This window comes from Klebsiella terrigena, assembly GCF_012029655.1.
Lineage (GTDB): Bacteria > Pseudomonadota > Gammaproteobacteria > Enterobacterales > Enterobacteriaceae > Klebsiella > Klebsiella terrigena.
Map to the genome: position 1 here is coordinate 3182186 of NZ_CP050508.1, position 19172 is coordinate 3201357.

The 19172-nt window shown below is 60.8% G+C and carries 16 protein-coding genes; 10 read left to right on the forward strand and 6 right to left on the reverse strand.

All coding sequences use genetic code 11. The features are described from left to right. Nucleotides 1-18 precede the first annotated feature (18 nt). From astD to HCK03_RS14995, 3 genes are read right to left on the reverse strand one after another with little or no spacing between them, the layout of a single operon-like run. Nucleotides 19-1485 carry a succinylglutamate-semialdehyde dehydrogenase gene (gene astD, locus HCK03_RS14985; protein ID WP_167691827.1) on the reverse strand — a complete coding sequence of 489 codons (1467 nt, stop codon included), beginning with the start codon at nt 1483-1485 and terminating at the stop codon, nt 19-21. Further along, complete coding sequence (gene astA, locus HCK03_RS14990) at nt 1476-2498, reverse strand: arginine N-succinyltransferase (protein ID WP_166793774.1); 1023 nt, start codon at nt 2496-2498, stop codon at nt 1476-1478. The genes astD and astA overlap by 10 nt, the downstream gene beginning before the upstream one ends. Before the next feature lie 18 nt (nt 2499-2516). Next, nucleotides 2517-3722: a bifunctional succinylornithine transaminase/acetylornithine transaminase gene (locus tag HCK03_RS14995; protein ID WP_143716838.1), complete on the reverse strand. Its 1206-nt coding sequence runs from the start codon at nt 3720-3722 to the stop codon at nt 2517-2519. Between the two features lie 234 nt (nt 3723-3956). On the opposite strand from HCK03_RS14995, the gene HCK03_RS26555 reads away from it, so the two are divergent. From HCK03_RS26555 to HCK03_RS15025, 7 genes are all read left to right on the forward strand, one after another. Further along, a complete protein-coding gene (locus HCK03_RS26555; protein WP_320158117.1) occupies nt 3957-4067 on the forward strand; it encodes a hypothetical protein in 111 nt (36 codons plus the stop codon). A 182-nt stretch (nt 4068-4249) separates the two neighbouring features. Beyond that, nucleotides 4250-5524 (forward strand): Glu/Leu/Phe/Val family dehydrogenase, encoded by a 1275-nt coding sequence (locus HCK03_RS15000; RefSeq protein WP_041145285.1) that lies wholly within the window; start codon nt 4250-4252, stop codon nt 5522-5524. 393 nt (nt 5525-5917) lie between these two features. Continuing rightward, nucleotides 5918-6349 (forward strand): MarR family winged helix-turn-helix transcriptional regulator, encoded by a 432-nt coding sequence (locus tag HCK03_RS15005; protein WP_041145284.1) that lies wholly within the window; start codon nt 5918-5920, stop codon nt 6347-6349. Then, nucleotides 6349-8001, forward strand: a complete 1653-nt coding sequence (locus HCK03_RS15010) for an MFS transporter (RefSeq protein ID WP_041145283.1) — start codon at nt 6349-6351, stop codon at nt 7999-8001. The genes HCK03_RS15005 and HCK03_RS15010 overlap by 1 nt, the downstream gene beginning before the upstream one ends. Before the next feature lie 28 nt (nt 8002-8029). After that, nucleotides 8030-9115, forward strand: coding sequence for an HlyD family secretion protein (locus tag HCK03_RS15015; protein WP_115192911.1), 1086 nt, complete (start codon nt 8030-8032; stop codon nt 9113-9115). Further along, a complete protein-coding gene (locus HCK03_RS15020; RefSeq protein ID WP_167691828.1) occupies nt 9112-10497 on the forward strand; it encodes an efflux transporter outer membrane subunit in 1386 nt (461 codons plus the stop codon). Before HCK03_RS15015 ends, HCK03_RS15020 begins: the two co-directional genes overlap by 4 nt. 15 nt (nt 10498-10512) lie before the next feature. Continuing rightward, nucleotides 10513-11172 carry an O-methyltransferase gene (locus HCK03_RS15025; protein WP_041145280.1) on the forward strand — a complete coding sequence of 220 codons (660 nt, stop codon included), beginning with the start codon at nt 10513-10515 and terminating at the stop codon, nt 11170-11172. 790 nt (nt 11173-11962) lie between these two features. On the opposite strand, the gene hrpA is transcribed toward HCK03_RS15025, so the two are convergent. Continuing rightward, nucleotides 11963-15808 carry an ATP-dependent RNA helicase HrpA gene (gene hrpA, locus HCK03_RS15030; RefSeq protein ID WP_266096260.1) on the reverse strand — a complete coding sequence of 1282 codons (3846 nt, stop codon included), beginning with the start codon at nt 15806-15808 and terminating at the stop codon, nt 11963-11965. Between the two features lie 258 nt (nt 15809-16066). Here hrpA and azoR point away from each other — a divergent pair, with 258 nt between their 5' ends. The 3 genes from azoR (at nt 16067) to nadS (ending at nt 17532) form a co-directional block, all read left to right on the forward strand. Then, nucleotides 16067-16672, forward strand: a complete 606-nt coding sequence (gene azoR, locus HCK03_RS15035; protein ID WP_123551366.1) for an FMN-dependent NADH-azoreductase — start codon at nt 16067-16069, stop codon at nt 16670-16672. Nucleotides 16673-16913: 241 nt separating this feature from the next. Continuing rightward, entirely contained in the window at nt 16914-17246 is a 333-nt protein-coding gene (locus HCK03_RS15040; protein WP_041145277.1) for a type II toxin-antitoxin system RelE/ParE family toxin, read from the forward strand. Between the two features lies 1 nt (nt 17247). Further along, on the forward strand, nt 17248-17532 hold the full coding sequence (nadS, locus tag HCK03_RS15045) for a NadS family protein (RefSeq protein ID WP_041145276.1): 285 nt from the start codon (nt 17248-17250) through the stop codon (nt 17530-17532). A 25-nt stretch (nt 17533-17557) separates the two neighbouring features. Here the strand turns inward: nadS and paaY are convergent, their stop codons facing one another. Together paaY and paaX are read right to left on the reverse strand one after the other, a co-directional pair. Then, complete coding sequence (paaY, locus tag HCK03_RS15050) at nt 17558-18154, reverse strand: phenylacetic acid degradation protein PaaY (protein WP_167691830.1); 597 nt, start codon at nt 18152-18154, stop codon at nt 17558-17560. A 9-nt stretch (nt 18155-18163) separates the two neighbouring features. Continuing rightward, nucleotides 18164-19090, reverse strand: a complete 927-nt coding sequence (gene paaX / locus HCK03_RS15055; protein WP_166793726.1) for a phenylacetic acid degradation operon negative regulatory protein PaaX — start codon at nt 19088-19090, stop codon at nt 18164-18166. Nucleotides 19091-19172 lie beyond the last annotated feature (82 nt).

Here is a 19172-nt window from a genome sequence, read left to right on the forward strand (position 1 = left end):
TCCTCACAGAATCCGTTGTCAGAATGGCAGGCCGGGCGACGTTGCCGCCGGCAGCGTCAGCGTTTCGCTAATCAGCGAGGCCATCGGCCAGGCGCAGTAGTCCGCCGCGTACCAGGCCGACGCCCGGTGGTTGCCGGAGGCGCCCACGCCGCCAAACGGCGCTTTGCTGGAGGCGCCGGTCAGCGGCTTGTTCCAGTTGACGATCCCGGCGCGCGCTTCGTCGCTGAACCTGGCGAACAGCGCCGGGTCGGCAGAAATCAGCCCCGCCGCCAGCCCGTAGCGGGTGTTATTCGCCATGCGGATCGCCTCATCAAACTGCTCATAGCGCACCACCGTCAGCAGCGGGCCAAAATACTCTTCGTCGGGCACGTCGATCCCGGTGACGTCGATAATCCCCGGCGTGAGCAGCGTAGAGTTCGGGTCCGGCTGGGTCATGCGCAGCAGCACCTTGCCGCCGAGGCGTTCCAGCTTGTCCTGCGCCGCCAGCATTGCCTGCGCCGCCTGCAGCGAGATAACGCCGCCCATAAACGGCTGCGGTTCGGCATCCCAGCGGCCGGCGCGAATGCTGGCGCTGGCGGCAACCAGCCGCTGCAGCAGCGCGTCCCCCTGCTCCCCGTGTCTGACCAGCAGCCGGCGGGCGCAGGTGCAGCGCTGCCCGGCGGAAATAAACGCCGACTGGATAATCACGTGCAGCGCCGCGTCGATATCGGCCGCGTCGGCGACGATCAGCGCGTTGTTGCCGCCCATCTCCAGCGCCAGCATCTTCTCCGGCTGGCCGCCGAGATAGCGGTGGAAGTGGGTGCCGACGGAGGCGCTGCCGGTAAACAGCACCCCGTCGATATCGCGGTTTTCCAGCAGAGCCTGGCCGGTCTCTTTGCCGCCCTGAATCAGGTTGATAACCCCTGCCGGGATCCCCGCCTGCTGCCACAGCTGAACGGTCAGCTCGGCGGTTGCCGGGGTCAGCTCGCTGGGCTTAAAGACCACCGTGTTGCCGGCAATCAGCGCCGGAATAATATGACCGTTCGGCAAATGGCCGGGGAAGTTGTAGGGGCCGAAGACCGCCATCACCCCGTGCGGCTTGTGGCGCAGCAGCGCTTTGCCGTCCGGCATCGCCGATTCGCGATCGCCGGTACGCTCGGCGTAGGCGTCGATGGAGATCGCCGCTTTACCGATCATCGCCTGTACTTCGGTGCGGGTTTCCCACAGCGGCTTGCTGGTTTCGCGAGAAATCATCTCCGCCAGCGCCTCTTTATGCGCATCCAGCAGCGCGGCAAACCGCTGCACGCAGGCAATACGCTCCGCCAGCGCAAGATGAGACCACGCATAAAAAGCGCCGCGCGCCGCCGCGCAGGCGGCCTGCACCTCCGCCGCTCCCGCGCTGGCCGCCCGCCACAGCGGCGCCTGGTTTTCCGGCGCCAGCTTGGTTAACGGCGCGCCCGAGCCCTGCAGCCACTGTCCCGCTATAAAATGTGCGTTTATCGCCATGATGTTCTGCTCTCCGGATTGAGTGTTACCGCATGAACCCGGTCAGTCTCGCTAACCTCGAGGGCGTCCAGCGCGGCGTGTTCGCATTGGTGATTCTCTTCCGGGGTCAGCAGCACCGCGCGGAAGCGTTCAAACTGGTTATTGGCGACGATGATCGGCGCCGCCCGCTGCGCCATGACGTGCATGGCCGGGATAAACTGACTCTCGCCGATCGCTCTGATGCTGTCGGTTTGCGCTTCAAGCACCGGGCCGGCGTCAAAAATGTCGACCGACCCGCGCCAGCTGAAGCCCTCTTTTTCGAGGATCGCCCGCGCCGGTGAAGTATTGGCATGCACCTCGCCAATCGCCTGGCGGGCGTTTTCCGGCAGCAGCGAGACGTAAATCGGATACGCCGGCATCAGCTCGGCAATAAAGGTTTTCATGCCGGTGCCGGTCAGCCGGTCGGCGTCGGCAAACGGAATATCGAAGAAGTGGTGGCCCAGCGCATCCCAGAACGGTGAATTGCCCTGCTCATCGCTGCGCCCGCGCAGCTCGGCGAACAGATGCGGCGAAAACAGCTCCCGGAAGGCGGCGATAAATAAAAACCGCGCTTTCGAGAGGAACAGCCCGTTGCGGTTTTTTTGATACTCCGGGTCGAGAAACAGGGTACAGAGCTCGCTGTGGCCGGTGTGGTCGTAGCTCAGGTTCAGCAGCTCCTGATTTTTATAGACCCCCAGCTCCTTCGAGGCGCGAACCGTGCGCTGCAGGCGGAAATTGTAAAAGGGTTCGTCGAGCCCTACCGCCACCTCAATGGCGCTGACGCCTACCGCCCGCGACAGGTCGGTATCCTCCAGCACAAACAGGAAGCCCTGCTGCCCGCGAGGGAGCCTGCCGGCAAAGGTGTCAACGCTGCGCTGGATCCGCGCGGCCAGCCGCGCGGGATCGTTGGGGAGCGACGTCATGCCAACCCCCGCCCGTGATGCGAGGCGGATGATGTCGTCGAGATCGTTTTCCCTGACGGGACGAAATAGCATCATAAACCGTCTCCCGAATTAACGCGTCAGGCGGGCGACGGCACGATCGAGGCGCACAAAGGCTTCCTCAATGTCCGCCAGCGGAATATTGAGCGCCGGGGCAAAGCGCAGAACGTCAGGCCCGGCAATCAACGCAATCAGCCCCTCCTGCGCCGCAAGGTTAGTCAGCGCTTTGGCCTGGCCCCGCAGGCGGCTCGCCAGCTCGGCGCCAATCAGCAGCCCAACGCCGCGCACCGCGCTGAAGAGATCGTACTTCGCGTTGAGGGCATTCAGCCCCGCGACGATCGCGTCGTGGCGCTCGCCAACCCCGGCCAGCAGGGCCTCATCGAGCTGTGCCAGAACGCCGTTGGCCGCCGTTGCCGCCAGCGGATTGCCGCCGAAGGTGGTGCCGTGGGTTCCCGGCTGGAAAACCTGCGCCCACGCCTCTTTCGCCAGCATAGCGCCAATCGGGAAGCCGCCGCCCAACCCCTTGGCGCTGGTGAGAATGTCCGGAACCACGTTGTAGTGCTGGTAGGCGTAGAGCGCGCCGGTCCGCCCGGCGCCGGTCTGCACTTCGTCAAAAATCAGCGTGACGTCATGCCGATCGCACAGCTCGCGCAGCGTGCTGAGAAACGCCGGGTCGGCCGGAACCACGCCGCCTTCACCGATGATCGGCTCAACGATAACCGCGCAGGTGCGCGCTGAGATGGCGGCGGTGAGCGCCGCGATATCGTTATACGGCAGATGGGTAATATCCGGCGGCAGCGGCGCGTAATCGCAGGAGTATTTCGGCTGTCCCCCTACGGATACGGTAAACAGCGTGCGGCCGTGGAAGGCGTTGTTGAAGGCAATGATTTCGCTTTTATCGGCGCCGAACTTGTCGTGCGCATATTTGCGCGCCAGCTTCAGCGCCGCTTCGTTGGCTTCTGCCCCGGAGTTGCAGAAGAAAACCTTATCGGCAAAGGTGGCGTTAACCAGCGTTTTAGCCAGCTGCAGCACCGGCTCGTTGGTATAGCCGTTGCCGATATGCCACAGGCAGTCGAGCTGCGCCTTTAGCGCCTCCACCAGCGCCGGGTTGCAGTGCCCAAGAGCGTTAACGGCGATACCGCCCGCCAGGTCGATATACTCTTTACCCTGCCGATCCCATACTCTCGAACCCGCCGCTTTCAGCGGAATAAACGGGGCTGGAGAGAAGCAGGGAACCATATAAGAATCAAAATCTTCACGAGTAATACTGCCTGACATAACACTTCTCCGGAACAATGGTTGACAATAATTAAATTTGTCAGTCGTGGATATTTGAAATTAACAATTCCCGGCCGCCGTTTTTATTGCGAGCGAATCCGTTGCGCGGAGATGAAATTCAGCGCAGGAAATAAAGCCCTTATCAATGCAGGGGTAATTGTTAAGTCACGGTTAACACCTTGTGTATTGCGTGCTCTCATGCTGGGGCCTGTCGTGCCGTAAAGTCAATACGGTATCACGGCATTTATTCACTTTTTGAAGATCATCAAGGTAATGAAAAATATAGATAATTTATTTTTATATTCACTAATTTGCATAGAGTATGCATATCAATGCACTGCATGAGGTGGGTTTTCAGTGCTTAGTTATTCACTTAAAAAATAAAATTTCTAACAAAAATGTAAAATTCGCCATTGCCGTCAAATACTGCTTTATAAAATTGGTGATATTATTCTTCACACAGAGTTTACTGCTGTAGCTATTCCACGGTTTCACACGATATAAATAACACTGAGAACAGGACTCTTATGGAAAAGTTATCTTACGCATCTGAAAGTAGTGCATCTCCCTGGACCACCTATCTGCGCCAGATCGACCGCGTAGCGCCTTACCTGGGCGACCTTGCCTATTGGGTGGAAACCCTGCGTCACCCGAAGCGCGCGCTGATCGTCGATATCCCGGTGCAGATGGATGACGGCACCATCCGCCATTTTGAAGGCTATCGCGTACAGCACAATCTTTCGCGTGGCCCGGGTAAAGGTGGTGTTCGCTACCATCCGGACGTTGACCTCAACGAGGTGATGGCGCTTTCTGCCTGGATGACCATTAAGTGCGCGGCGGTCAATATTCCTTACGGCGGTGCGAAAGGCGGCGTTCGCGTTGACCCGTTCAGCCTGTCGGAAGGCGAGCTGGAGCGTCTGACCCGCCGCTACACCAGTGAAATCGGCCTCATCATCGGACCGCAAAAGGATATCCCGGCGCCGGACGTTGGCACCAACGGCAAAGTGATGGCGTGGATGATGGATACCTACTCCATGAATCACGGCACCACCATCACCGGCGTGGTTACCGGTAAGCCAATCCACCTCGGCGGTTCTCTCGGTCGCGAAAAGGCCACCGGCCGCGGCGTGTTTATCACCGGTCGCGAAGTGGCTGGCCGCTTCGGAATTGAAATTGAGGGCGCGAAAGTTGCGCTGCAGGGCTTTGGTAACGTGGGTAGCGAAGCGGCCCGCCTGTTCTCCGAAGTTGGCGCTCGGGTGGTGGTGATTCAGGACCACACCGCGACGCTGTTCAACGAGGGCGGGATTGATATGGCCGCCCTGACCGCATGGCAGGCGGAGAAGAAGCAGATTGCCGGCTTCCCTGGCGCCCGCGAAATCGACAAAGAAGCCTTCTGGACCACGCCGATGGATATTCTGATCCCGGCGGCGCTGGAGGGTCAGATCACCCGCGAGCGCGCGGAAAAAATCAGCTGCAAGCTGGTGCTGGAAGGCGCGAACGGCCCGACCTACCCTGAAGCCGATGACGTGCTGGCCGAGCGCGGCGTAATCGTGGTGCCGGACGTTATCTGTAACGCCGGCGGCGTGACCGTCAGCTACTTCGAGTGGGTGCAGGATATGGCGAGCTTCTTCTGGAGCGAAGAGGAGATCAACGCCAAAATGGACCGCATCATGACCGATGCAATCGTCCACGTCTGCGAGAAAGCCTCCGAGAAAGAGTGCTCTCTGCGTACCGCAGCCTACATCGTTGCCTGTGAGCGTATTCTGATGGCGCGTAAAGATCGCGGGATCTATCCGGGCTAAGGCTCGACGACGATCGCCACGACAGCCCGGGCCCTGGTCCGGGCTTTTTTTGCCCTTTCATCGCCCGACGCGCGCGTCTTCTTGCGGGGACGTGAGCAAGAGTGCTGTTTATTTTTGCAGATTATCAGCACGGTGGCGTTTTCCGTTATCGATCGTTCCCTATTCCTTAACAATCTCCTCCACGGGTCAACGGCAAGAGGGCGTTTCGCCCGCCCCCGTGAGCCCGGCATGGCGTTGAAAATTGCCGCTGCGCGATACCGTCTCAGCATCCAACTTCCACCGCCGCCCCGTACATTTTACGTACAGTCCATTAACAATTTTTCTATTTAACCTTGAATTCGCCAATCCGTCGGGCATAAAATCATTAGAGCTCTAATGACTTTGCGGAAGATTATGGATAACCGACAGCTCACCTTTTCCCATTTACTCTACCTTACCGCCCATCACTGGCGGCTGGCGGTCAACCGCCGGCTCAAGGACCTCGGCATGAGCCAGGCCAGCTGGGTCGCGGTCTCGGCGATTGCCCGCAACGAGCAGCCGCTCTCGCAAAGCGAGCTGGCCCAGGAGCTGGGCGTAGAGAGCGCCACCATCGTCCCGCTGATCAACCGGCTGGTGGAGCTGGCGCTGGTGGAGCGCGTAAAAACCGACAGCGACCGGCGCAAGCGCCTGCTGGTTGCCACCGACAAAGGCCTTGAACTCTATCTGCAGGTCAAAACGGTGGCCGATGATTTACGCGAAGAGATCTTAAGCGCCATTAGCCCCGAAGAGCGGCAGCAAACCCACCTGGTGCTGGAAAAGCTGCTGCGCGAGGTGGAGAAAAAGTAATGCCTCGCCGTCCTGAAAACCCCTACGTGCCCCACGACTGGGCGCCGCATGAAAAGCCGGCGATCCTCGGCTCGCCGTCGACGCCGATTCACTCTACGCCAAAGCGTATCGCCTACGGCATCGTCGGGCTGCTGGTCTGCCTGACCGGCGCGCTGGGCAACGCGGTGGTCACCGCCAACCTGCAGAACCTGCAGGGAACCTTCGCCGCCTGGTCGACGGAGATCGCCTGGCTGCCTGCGGTCTACGTTATGACCAACGTCTCGATCAACCTGCTGCTGGTAAAATTTCGCCAGCAGTTCGGCCTGCGCGCCTTTACCGAAGGCTTCCTGGTGCTGTACGTGCTGGTGACCTTTTTCCACCTCTTCGTCAACGATCTCAGCTCGGCCATGATGGTTCGCGCCGCGCACGGCATGGTGGCGGCGGCGCTCAGCTCGCTGGGCATTTATTATCAGGTGCAGGCGTGGCCCGCCCGCCACCGCCTGAAGGCGCTGACCATCGGGATAACCGGCTCATCGCTGGCGATTCCCCTCGCCCGCCTCTTCTCCACGGAGCTGCTGCAGCTTGACGAATGGCGCGGCCTCTACTTTTTTGAACTGGGGCTGGCGCTGGTCTCACTCGCCTGCGTGATGGTGCTCAAGCTGCCTCCCAGCGATCGCAAGAAGGTGTTCGAGAAAAAGGACTTCATTACCTTTATTCTGCTGGCCCCCGGCATGGCGCTGGTCTGCGCCGTCCTCTCGCTGGGCCGTCTTGACTGGTGGTTTGAGGCCCCGTGGATCGGCTGGGCGCTGGCAGGCGCGGTGGTGCTGATTGTGTCGGCCATCGCCTTCGAGCACAACCGCAGCAACCCGCTGCTCAACACCCACTGGCTCTCCAGCGGCAGTATCCTGCGCCTGGGATTAATTATGCTGCTGATGCGGATCGTGCTGGCGGAGCAGAACACCGGGGTTATCGGCTGGCTGCAGTACGTCGGGCTACAGAACGAGCAGATGACCCAGCTGGCGTGGTCGATCTTCGCCGGGATCCTCTGCGGAATTATCGCCAGCTGCCTGACGCTGAACCCGCAGCGGCTCTACTGGCCCACCGCCACCGCGCTGGCGCTGATCATGGTAGCCTCGCTGCTCGACAGCCAGTCGACCATCCTGACGCGTCCCGAGCAGCTGATGTTCAGCCAGTTCCTGCTCGGCTTCGGCAGCGCCTTCTTCCTGGCGCCGGCGATGCTGGCCGGGATCGGCGGGGTCATTGCCGACCAGCGCAACCTGGTGAGCTTTTCGGTGCTGTTTGGTATGAGCCAGAATATCGGCGGCCTGCTGGGGTCAGCGATCCTCGGCACCTTTCAGACCTGGCGGGAAAAGTTTCACTCCAGCCAGCTCGCCGACCAGATAACCACCCTGAATCCGCTGATTGCCGAGCGTCTTCAGCAATACAGCCAGATGTATCAAAGCCAGATTGGCGACAGCACGCTGCTGAACGTTCAGGCCAGCACGCTCTTGCAGAACGCCTCAACGCTGCAGGCCAATATTCTTGCCTACAATGACACCTATCTGCTGACGGCGATGATTTCCGCCGGCACGCTGATCTGGGTGTTCTGGCGCCTGATAAGGCTGCGTATTACCGCTCGCATTGCGCTTAAGCGCGCGACGGGAAACAAATAACAAAGATAATTTTTACTCTGGAGTCGTTATGAGTCAGCAGGATGCCGCCAGGCAACAGGCCAATACCCGCAATAATATTCGCGTGGTCTCTATTTTTACCGCCGCCGCCATTGGCCTCGTTGGAGTGCTGGTGATTTTATACGCGTGGCAGCTGCCGCCGTTTACCCGCCACAGCCAGTTTACCGATAACGCCTACGTGCGCGGGCAGACCACCTTTATCAGCCCGCAGGTCAGCGGCTATATCACCGCCGTCAACGTTCAGGATTTTGCCCAGGTTAAGCCCGGGCAGACGCTGTTCCAGATTGACGACCGGATCTACAAGCAGCGCGTCCATCAGGCACAGGCCACCCTGGCGATGAAGGAGTCGGCGCTGAAAAATAACCAGCAGCAGCGCAGAAGCGCCCAGGCGGTCATTGCCCGCAACGAGGCCGCGCTGCAAAACGCCCGCGCGCAGAATCAGAAAACCCAGGCCGATTTAAAGCGCGTGCAGGATTTGACCGCCGACGGCTCGCTGTCGATTCGCGAGCGCGACTCGGCAAGGGCCAGCGCCGCGCAGGGCGCCGCCGATATTGAGCAGGCGAAAGCCACGCTGGAAATGTCGCGTCAGGATCTGCAATCCACCATCGTCAACCGCGACGCCCTGGAGGCCGACGTTGCCAGCGCCAGGGCCGCGCTGGAGCTGGCGGATATCGATCTGCAGAACACGCGGATCGTTGCGCCAACCGACGGACAGCTGGGGCAAATTTCCGTCCGGCTCGGCGCCTACGTCAGCGCCGGTACCCACCTGACGTCGCTGGTGCCGCCGCAGCACTGGGTGATCGCCAATATGAAAGAGACCCAGCTGGCGCACATTCGCATTGGCCAGGCCGCCACCTTTAGCGTCGATGCGCTCAGCGGCGAGAAGTTCAGCGGCGTCGTCCAGAGCATCTCCCCGGCCACTGGGGTTGAGTTCAGCGCCATTTCACCGGACAACGCCACCGGCAACTTCGTCAAAATTGCCCAGCGAATTCCGGTGCGCATCGCGGTTGATGAGGGGCAGAAAAATAGCCAGCATCTGCGCCCCGGCATGTCGGTGCAGGTCACCATCGATACCCGTGAGGGAGAGAAGCCATGATGCGCCGACTCTCCCTTGCGCTGGCGCTCGGCGTCGCGCTGGCCGGCTGCCGGTCGGCAGACGTGCCTCCTGCCGCGCCGTCGCTGCAGATCCCCGCCGCCTGGCGTGCCGATATTGGCCCCGCCAGTCCGCTTGAGGGCTTGTGGTGGCGCAACTTTCACGACAGCCAGCTCAATCAGTACGTGGAGCAGGCGCTGCGCTATAACAGCGATGTGCTGATCGCCCGCGAGCGGGTGAATGAGTATCAGGCGCGGGCCTACGCCGCCGACAGCAGCCTGTTTCCGTCGCTTGACGCCTCGTTGACCGGCAGCCGCGCCCGCGCGCAGTCCACCGCCACCGGCCTGCCCGTCCACAGTACGGTCTATAAGGGCGGGCTGACCGCCAGCTATGACGTCGATATCTGGGGAGCCAACCGCAGCGCCGCCGACGCCGCCGAGGCCACTCTTGAGGCGCAGAAGGCCGCCGCCGCTGCCGCCGATCTGACCGTCGCCACCTCGGTGGCCGCCGGCTACCTGACGCTGCTCTCTCTCGACGAGCAGCTGCGGGTCACCCGGCAGACGCTGAAATCCCGCGAGGACGCCTACAACATGGCTAAACGCCAGTTTGAGACCGGCTACACCTCGCGCCTCGAGCTGATGCAGGCCGATTCGGAGCTGCGATCTACCCGGGCGCAGATCCCGCCGCTGGCGCATCAAATTGCCCAGCAGGAGAACGCCCTTAGCGTGCTGATCGGCAGCAATCCGCAGGCCATCAGCCGCCAGGACTTTGCCCATTTGACGCCGCTGGCGCTGCCGTCGCAGCTGCCCTCCAGCCTGCTGAACCGCCGACCGGATATCGTGCAGGCCCAGCGCCAGCTGCTCGCCGCCGATGCCACTCTTGCCTCTTCTCAGGCCCAGCTGCTGCCGTCGATCAACTTAACCGCCACCGGCAGCATGCAGGACCGCACGCTGCCCGACCTGCTCGATAACCCGCTGCGGCTGTGGAGCCTCGGCGGCAGTATTCTCGCCCCGCTGCTTAACCGCCAGGCGCTGAACGCCCAGGTCGACGTCTCGATGGCCCAGCGTAACCAGGCGCTGTACGGCTATGAGAAAACGGTGCGCGGCGCGTTTCGCGAGGTCAACGATAGCCTGGACGCCATCACCCGCTACGGCGAGCAGCTGACGGAGCTGCAGGATCAGGAGGCGGTGGCGCAGGAGACGCTGCGGATAGCCGGAAACCGCTATCGCAACGGCTACTCCTCTTATCTCGACGTTCTTGACGCCCAGCGCACCCTGTTCTCGACGCAAACCAGCGTCGTGCAGGTGAAAAATAACCTGCTGCTGGCGCAGGTTGATTTATATCGGGCGCTGGGAGGCGGCTGGTCTGTTTCATCAGGGACGTAATACAGGAAATTAGGCATGCAACAACAATGGTCTGCTGTAGATAGTTATCTTGTTGAATCGCTGATCCCGTCCGACCCGCTATTGCAGCAGGTGTTAGAGAATAACCAGCGCGCCGGCCTTCCGGCCTACGACGTTGCCGCCAACCAGGGACAGTTTCTGGCGCTGCTGGTGCGCATCACCCGCGCCCGGCGGGTGCTGGAGATCGGCACGCTCGGCGGCTATAGCACTATCTGGATGGCGCGCGAGCTGCCGTCGGACGGCGAGCTGCTGACCCTGGAAGCCGACTCGCACCATGCGCAGATCGCGCGGCAGAATCTTCAGCTGGCGGGGGTGGACGATCGGGTTGTGCTGCGCGAAGGCCCGGCGCTGGAGACCCTTGAGAGCCTCGGCGATCGCCCCGCTTTTGATCTGATCTTTATCGATGCCGATAAGCCCAACAACCCGCACTATCTGCAGTGGGCGCTGCGCTACTCCCGCCCGGGAACGCTGATTATCGGCGATAACGTGGTGCGGGAGGGTGAAGTGACCAATCCGCACAGCGCCGATGAGCGAGTCCAGGGCGTGCGGCGGTTTATTGAGATGATGGGCAGCGACCCGCGCCTGACGGTGACGGCGCTGCAGACGGTGGGCAGCAAGGGCTGGGATGGGTTTACGCTGGCGTGGGTCAACGGGTAGCGTTTGTACGGTTCGGGTCGGGCTTAGCTGATGGATCGCCGTGAAACGGTGGTTTGGGCGAAGGCTGCTTTTTAAGCTCCGTTCATTTCCGTGGAATGTTCCGTTCACCATTGGTCCCGCATACTTCTGTTTACTGCGGCATAGGTGAACGGCCCAGGGCCGGTTTCGCCCGGCCCTGGGGACCCGGCATCCCGGCAAGAAAAATCGTCGCTGCGCGATACCTTCGTCTCCGCCGTCTGGCTATTCGGGGACGGCAAGAGGTAACTTCCCTGTAAGGCTTGCCTCCGCCAGCATCCATGCTGGCGGCCCCGGCCAGCCGCCTGCGCCTCAGCGATTTTTAGCCGGCCCAACCCCCCTGCTGCACGTCCCGATGCCTCATGCCACGATTGCCATTACTGAAAAACCTTCAGCAGCAGCCTGGCTACAGCATGGCCACGGACCGGCAGCGCGGGGGTTAAGGCGCATCAAGAAAACTGGCGGGAACGCAGGCGCGCATCCAGGACTGGCCGCCAGGACGGCGGCCAGAGAGGCAGGTCGAGACAGGGACGTCGAGTCCTGCCCGGTCCGCCAGATGAAGCCGGAGTGGAGCGTACCGCGCAGCGGCAGTTTTCAGCGCCATGCCGGGGGCCACGGGGGGCGGGCGAAACGCCCCCCGTGCCGTTCACCCGCAGCGGGTTTGAGAATAGCGCCAGATTTACCGTGAACGGAATATTCCACGAAACTGGACGGAATATCCATACCACCAGCATCCAACGCGCTTATTCGCCCAAACCACCCTAAAGCCCGCCGATCAGGCGACGATCTGCTCCATCGCCTGCAGGATCCGCTTATCGGAAATCGGGTACGGGGTACCCAGCTGCTGGGCAAAGAAGCTAACGCGCAGCTCCTCGATCATCCAGCGGACCTCCTGCACGTCCTCATCGTCGCGCCGCGCCGGCGGCAGCTTATTCAACCACTGCTGCCACGCCTGCTGAATACTCTCAATCTTCAGCATCTGCGCGCGATCGCGATGGGGATCGACGGCCATTTTCTCCAGACGCTTTTCAATCGCCTGCAGATAGCGCAGCGTATCCCCCAGCCGGCGGAAGCCGTTGCCGGTGACGAATCCGCGATAGACCAGCCCGCTCATCTGCGCCTTGATATCCGACAGCCCCAGCGCCATGGTCATATCCACGCGCCCTTTCAGCCGCTTGTTGACGTTGAACACCGCGGTCAGGATCTGCTCAACCTGTTTGGCTATCTCCACCACCGTATCGTTGAGCTCGGCGCGGACCTTCTCGTGCAGCTTCGCAAAGCCCTCTTCCGTCCATACCGGCCCGCCGGCCTCGTCGATAAGCTTATCGACGCCGCAGGAGATGCAGTCGTCAATCAGGTCCAGCACCTTACCGTAGGGGTTAAAATAGAGCCCCAGCTTGGCTTTATTCGGCAGCTTCTCGTGCAGATATTTAATCGGCGACGGAATGTTCAGCAGCAGCAGCCGCCGCAGACCGCGCCACATCGCCTGCTGCTGCTCGAGCGGATTGTCGAACAGCTTAATGGCGACGCTGTCACGTTCGTCCACCAGCGCCGGCCAGGCCTTAACCCGATAGTTGCCGCGCTTTTGCTCATAGCTTTCCGCCAGCGTGCCGAAGCTCCAGATATGCAGCCCGCTCTGCTCGATACCGTCATCGGCCACCGCGGAGAGCGTCTCCTGCACTTTCCCCTTCAGCGCGTCCTTTAACTCCTGCAGCGAACGGCCTTCGGCGAGCTTCTTGTTCTTATCATCCACCACCCGGAAGGTGATTTTTAGGTGATCGGGCACCTGATCCCACTGCCAGGCCTCGCGGTCGATGGTCACGCCGCTCATCCGCCGCAGCTCGCGCTCCAGCGAATCCAGCAGCGGCAGCTCCAGCGGCGTCGCCCGGCCTAAAAAGGCTTCGGCGTAGTTCGGCGCCGGGACAAAGTTACGCCGCACCGGTTTCGGCAGCGACTTAATCAGGGCGATAATCAGCTCCCGGCGCAGGCCGGGGATTTGCCATTCGAAGCCGGCCTCCTCTACCTGATTGAGCAGCGGCAGCGGAATATGCACCGTCACCCCATCGGCGTCGGCGCCCGGTTCAAACTGGTAGGTCAGGCGCAGCTTGAGGTTGCCCTGATGCCAGAAGTTCGGGTAGTCCAGCTTGCTGACCTGCTCCGCGCCCTCTTTAATCAGCATGCTCTTTTCGAAGTTGAGCAGATCCGGCGTCTCGCGGCTGGCCTGCTTCCACCAGTTGTCGAAATGGCGCGCCGAGATGACGTCATGACTGATGCGCCGATCGTAGAACTCAAACATCGTCTCGTCATCGACCAGGATGTCGCGGCGGCGCGATTTGTGCTCCAGCTCTTCGATCTCTGTTCGCAGCTTGAGGTTATCGCGGAAGAAGGTGTGCCGGGTCTGCCAGTCACCCTCCACCAGCGCGTGGCGGATAAACAGCTCGCGGCACAGCGCCGGGTCAATCTGGCTGTAGTTCACCTTGCGGGCGGCAACGATCGGCAGGCCGTAGACGGTCACTTTCTCCGTCGCCATCACCGCGCCCTGCGCCCGCTCCCAGTGCGGTTCGCTGTACGAACGCTTAATCAGATGCTGCGCCACCGGCTCCACCCATTCCGGGTCGATGCGCGCGGCAATGCGCCCCCACAGGCGGCTGGTTTCCACCAGCTCGGCAACCATGGTCCACTTCGGCGGCTTCTTAAACAGCCCGGAGCCCGGGAAGATCGAGAAGCGGGCGTTACGCGCGCCGGTAAACTCCTGCTTGTCGGTATCCTTCATGCCGATATGCGACAGCAGCCCGGTCAGCAGCGCGGTGTGAATTTCGCGGTACTCCGCCGGTTCGCTATTGACCGGCAGGCCCAGCTCTTTCACCACCTGGCGCAGCTGGGTATAGATATCCTGCCACTCGCGCACCCGCAGATAGTTAAGAAAATCAAGGCGGCACTGGCGGCGGAACTGGTTCGACGACAGCGCCTTCTGCTGCTCGCCGAGGTAGTTCCACAGGTTGACGAAGGCGAGGAAGTCCGACTCTTTATCGTGGAAGCGGCGGTGCTTCTCATCCGAAGCCTGCTGCTTGTCCATCGGCCGTTCGCGCGGGTCCTGAATCGACAGCGCCGAGGTGATGATCATCGCCTCGCGCACGCAGCCGTGCTTTTGCGCTTCCAGCACCATTCGCGCCAGCCGCGGGTCAACCGGCAGCTGGCTGAGCTGGCGGCCCATCGGGGTTAGCTTATAGGCGGCCATCTGCTCGTCGGTGGTAATCGCCCCGAGCTCCTCCAGCAGGCGCACGCCGTCCTGGATGTTACGCTTGTCCGGTGCCTCAACGAACGGGAAGGCGGCGATATCACCCAGCCCCAGCGCGGTCATCTGCAGAATAACCGACGCCAGGTTGGTGCGCAGGATTTCCGGGTCGGTAAACGCCGGGCGCGACAGGAAATCGTCTTCGGAATAGAGGCGAATACAGATCCCTTCCGATACGCGACCGCAGCGGCCTTTACGCTGGTTAGCGGAGGCCTGAGAAACGGGCTCAATCGGCAGGCGCTGCACCTTGGTGCGGAAGCTATAGCGGCTGATGCGCGCGGTGCCCGGGTCGATAACGTACTTAATTCCCGGCACCGTCAGCGAGGTTTCCGCGACGTTGGTCGCCAGCACGATGCGCCGCCCGCTGTGGGACTGGAAGACGCGGTTCTGCTCGCTGTTCGACAGCCGGGCGTAGAGCGGCAGCACTTCGGTATGCCGCAGGTTGAGCTTATTGAGCGCATCGGCGGTATCGCGAATCTCCCGCTCGCCGCTCATAAAGATCAGGATATCGCCGGGACTTTCATGGCCCAGCTCATCCACGGCGTCGAAAATCGCCTGCAGCTGATCGCGTTCGGTGTCGTCGGCCTCTTCCACGATCGGCCGGTAGCGGACTTCGACCGGATAGGTGCGGCCGGAAACTTCGATAATCGGCGCGTGGTTAAAGTGGCGCGAGAAACGTTCCGGGTCGATGGTCGCCGAGGTGATGATGATTTTGAGGTCCGGACGCTTCGGCAGCAGCTCCCGCAGGTAGCCGAGCAGGAAATCGATATTGAGGCTGCGTTCGTGGGCCTCATCGATAATGATGGTGTCGTACTGCATCAGCAGCCGGTCCTGCTGGATCTCCGCCAGCAGAATACCGTCGGTCATCAGCTTGACCATGGTGTTGTCGCTGACGTGATCGCTAAAGCGCACCTTATAGCCGATGCAGCCGCCCGGCTCGCTTTGCAGCTCCTCGGCGATGCGGTTTGCCACGGTGCGCGCCGCCAGACGACGCGGCTGGGTGTGGCCAATTAAGCCTTTCACCCCGCGCCCCAGCTCCATACAGATTTTTGGCAGCTGGGTGGTTTTACCGGAGCCGGTCTCCCCCGCCACAATCACCACCTGGTGGTCGCGCACGGCTTCGAGGATCTCCTGCTTTTTCTGGCTTACCGGCAGGTTTTCCGGATAGGTGATCGCCGGTCGCGCCGCTTCACGCAGCAGGACTTTCCCTGCCGCCGCCGCAATCTCCTGCGCCATCTCCCGCAGAATAGTCTGCTGGGATTCAGGATTTTTAACCTTCTTCACGCCGTGCAGACGGCGGGAAAAGCGTGACCTGTCGCGCAGCATCAGGCCGTCAAGCTGCTGGAAGAGCTGGGGGAAGGTGAAAATTTGTTGTTCTGTCATAGCGTTATCGGGCAGTGCTCTGCCAGGAAAAATCTCTTTTGAAGTATTGCTGTAGATTACCACAGCTGATCATTTCATGCCTTGTTCAAAAAAACTGAACACGGAGTTCGATTTATTGCGCTTTCTCTGTGGCATGATTGTGAATAAAGTGTCAGCAAGCACCAGGGCATCGACCCGTCAATCTCATATAAGGAAACACCCATGAGCAAAGTATTAGTTCTCAAATCCAGTATTCTGGCAGGGTACTCGCAATCCGGTCAGCTGTCCGACTATTTTGTTGAACAATGGCGTGAAAAGCACGCTGAAGACGTTATCACCGTGCGTGACCTGGCAGCAAATCCGATTCCGGTACTGGATGGCGAACTGGTGGGTGCTCTGCGTCCGAGCGATGCGCCGCTGACTCCGCGTCAGCAGGAAGCGCTGGCGCTGTCCGACGAGCTGATCGCCGAGCTGCAGGCAAATGACGTGATTGTTATCGCCGCGCCGATGTATAACTTCAACATCCCGACTCAGCTGAAAAACTACTTCGACCTCGTGGCTCGCGCTGGCGTCACCTTCCGCTACACCGAGAAAGGGCCGGAAGGTCTGGTTACCGGTAAACGCGCTGTTGTTGTTACCAGCCGCGGCGGCATCCATAAAGATACCGCGACTGACCTGGTCACGCCGTACCTGTCGACCTTCCTCGGCTTCATCGGCATCACCGACGTGAACTTCGTCTTCGCTGAAGGCATCGCTTACGGTCCGGAAGTGGCGGCCAAAGCGCAGAACGACGCCAAAGCGGCCATCGATAGCGTAGTTGCGGCATAATAGATTTCCACTCCCACCGCCCGGTGGGAGTTTTTTCTCCCCATCACCCACTTTACGAGACGCCTCGTAACATCAGCAGCTCATTCCGTCAGAAAACCATTCAACCTGTACGATAGCGCTCACGGCTTGAGGCAACCCGTCTCCGACCTGCGGGCACCCGCCTGACAGATGGCCGTAAAATTATGCATGGGTACCATGTACACATGAAAGTGTACATGGTACCTTAATAAGGAGCGTACTCATGTGCTGTGCGATTGAATTTATCGAAACACCGCTGTTTACCCGGCAGATACAACAGCTTGCTACTGACGATGAGCTTCGGGCGCTGCAGAAAGAACTCATTGGCAATCCGGATGCCGGGGATATCATCCAGAATACGGGTGGCTTACGGAAAATCAGGATGGCGACAGGCTCTCAGGGGAAAAGCGGCAGCGCGAGGGTGATCTACTTCCTCGCAACCGCTGAGATTATCTATCTGGTTTTGGCTTACCCAAAAAGCACTAAAGATAGCCTGACCGATGCTGAAAAAGCGCAGCTCAAAAAACTAGCAAAACAACTGAAAAATGAGGTGTGATATGAGTTTTTTTGATGAGCTTCAAACGTCTCTCAAAGAAGCCGTGGATATCAAAAATGGCGATAAAGCCCCGGCCCGCGTGACTCGCTATGAGATTGCTGACGTGAAGGCCATTCGAGCGCGGCTGAACGTTTCCCAGACGGAAATGGCGCAAGCGCTGGGAACCAGCGTGGATACCATTAAAAGCTGGGAATCCAGACGACGCAACCCAACGGGGCTGGCGGCAAAAGTGCTGGCGGCGATTCAGGCGAACCCGGCGCTCTTTCAGGAGCTGGCTAAATATTAGGCCCTCCATGCCGGAGGGCTATGGTTCAGGATGATGATTTCGGCCGCAGGCTTTCGTCAAACTCCAGGCGCTTTCTCTGCGGTTCCACCTCTTTCAGCGGCTCCACCTGATGCAGCGTTTGCTGGCAGCGTTCGACCAGCACCTGATACTCCCGCGTCCCCTGCTTTTTCCACGCGATCTCCTGCTCGCTCAGGGTGCGAATCGCCTTCGCCGGGCTGCCGACGATCAGATGGTTGGCCGGCATCTCGGCTTTGGCCTTAACGAACGCCGAGGCGCCAACGATGCTGTTTTCGCCAATCGTCGCGCCGTCGATAATCACCACGCTCATCCCCACCAGCGCGTTGCGGCCGATGACGCAGCCGTGGAGGATCGCCCCGTGGCCGATATGCCCGTCCTCTTCGACCACCGTATCCTGGCCGGGAAAGCCGTGCATCACGCAGTTATCCTGAATGTTAGCGCCGTCTTTCACCACAATACGCCCGAAATCACCGCGCAGGCTGGCGTTGGGCCCGACGTACACGCCTTTCCCGAGGATCACGTCGCCAATCAGCACTGCCGTGGGGTGAACGTAGCTTTCATCGGGGACCACCGGGGTCATTCCGTCTATCTGATAAATCGGCATCGGCTCTCCTTAAGCGGCGGTCAGGCCGCCAAAACGTTGAAAATAGAGCGGCCCCGGCGCAGGCAGTTCGCCGACCGAGCTCTCCCCGTGCTCGCTCACGAAGGCCAGCGCGCCGGGGGCGACGCGTTGATAAATATTGATGCACAGCTGGCGCGCGGTCTGCCCCAGCCAGTGCGCCGGCAGCAGCTCCTCCGGCAGGAGCGGATCTTTGAGCACCACCCGACGATAAAAATGGATTAACAGCAGCTGGATCTGGAAGCAGCGCTCTGCGGTCAGCTCCGCGCTATCGACGTCGCGCAGCAGCGGCAGCAGCGGGCGAAACAGCGAAATAAAGGTTTCGTACATCGCGTTTTGCTCGGTCAGATGCCAGCACTCCTCAACGCGCGCGCGCAGCGCCGCCCGGGAGAGCGCCAGCGGAGAGTGCGCTTCAAAACAGATGACGTTCTCCGCCACTCCCGCCTCATGCAGCAGCGACTGGACGTCCGCCAGCTTCTGCGACGGCGAGGCGAGCAGGCTCGGCGCGAGCGCGCCAAATCCCTGCCACAGAAGCTGCTTTTTCACTTCCGCCAGGGTGTTTTTTTCCAGCCCCTCGGAGAGCAGCAGCAGCCAGGTGCCGTCCCACTCCGGGGCGCCGGCGCGATAAATTTTGTGCTCCGCGCGGCGGGTCAGGCGCAGCCCCTTGTCGCTCAGACGATAGAAGCTGCGGCGGCCGATGCGCACCACGTCCAGCCACTCCTCCTTGTTGAGGCGAAACAGCGCCGTACGCACAAAGCGTTCGCCAAACCCCAGCCCTTCAAGCAGGGCCGCCACGCTGCCGAGCCACACTTCGCCCCCGCGCTGCAGCAGCGAATCGCCGTACAACGAGGCGATCAGCGAGGTCCCGCTAATCGGCATCGCCGTTACCGCCTGTTGAATAAAATTATCAAGCCTGCTCATCTGATTCATTCCGTTGCTGTTATTAGTCCATGACGAATCATAGCACAGGGAGCTCCCGGCAGGCGCGCGGCGTCCCGCCGGG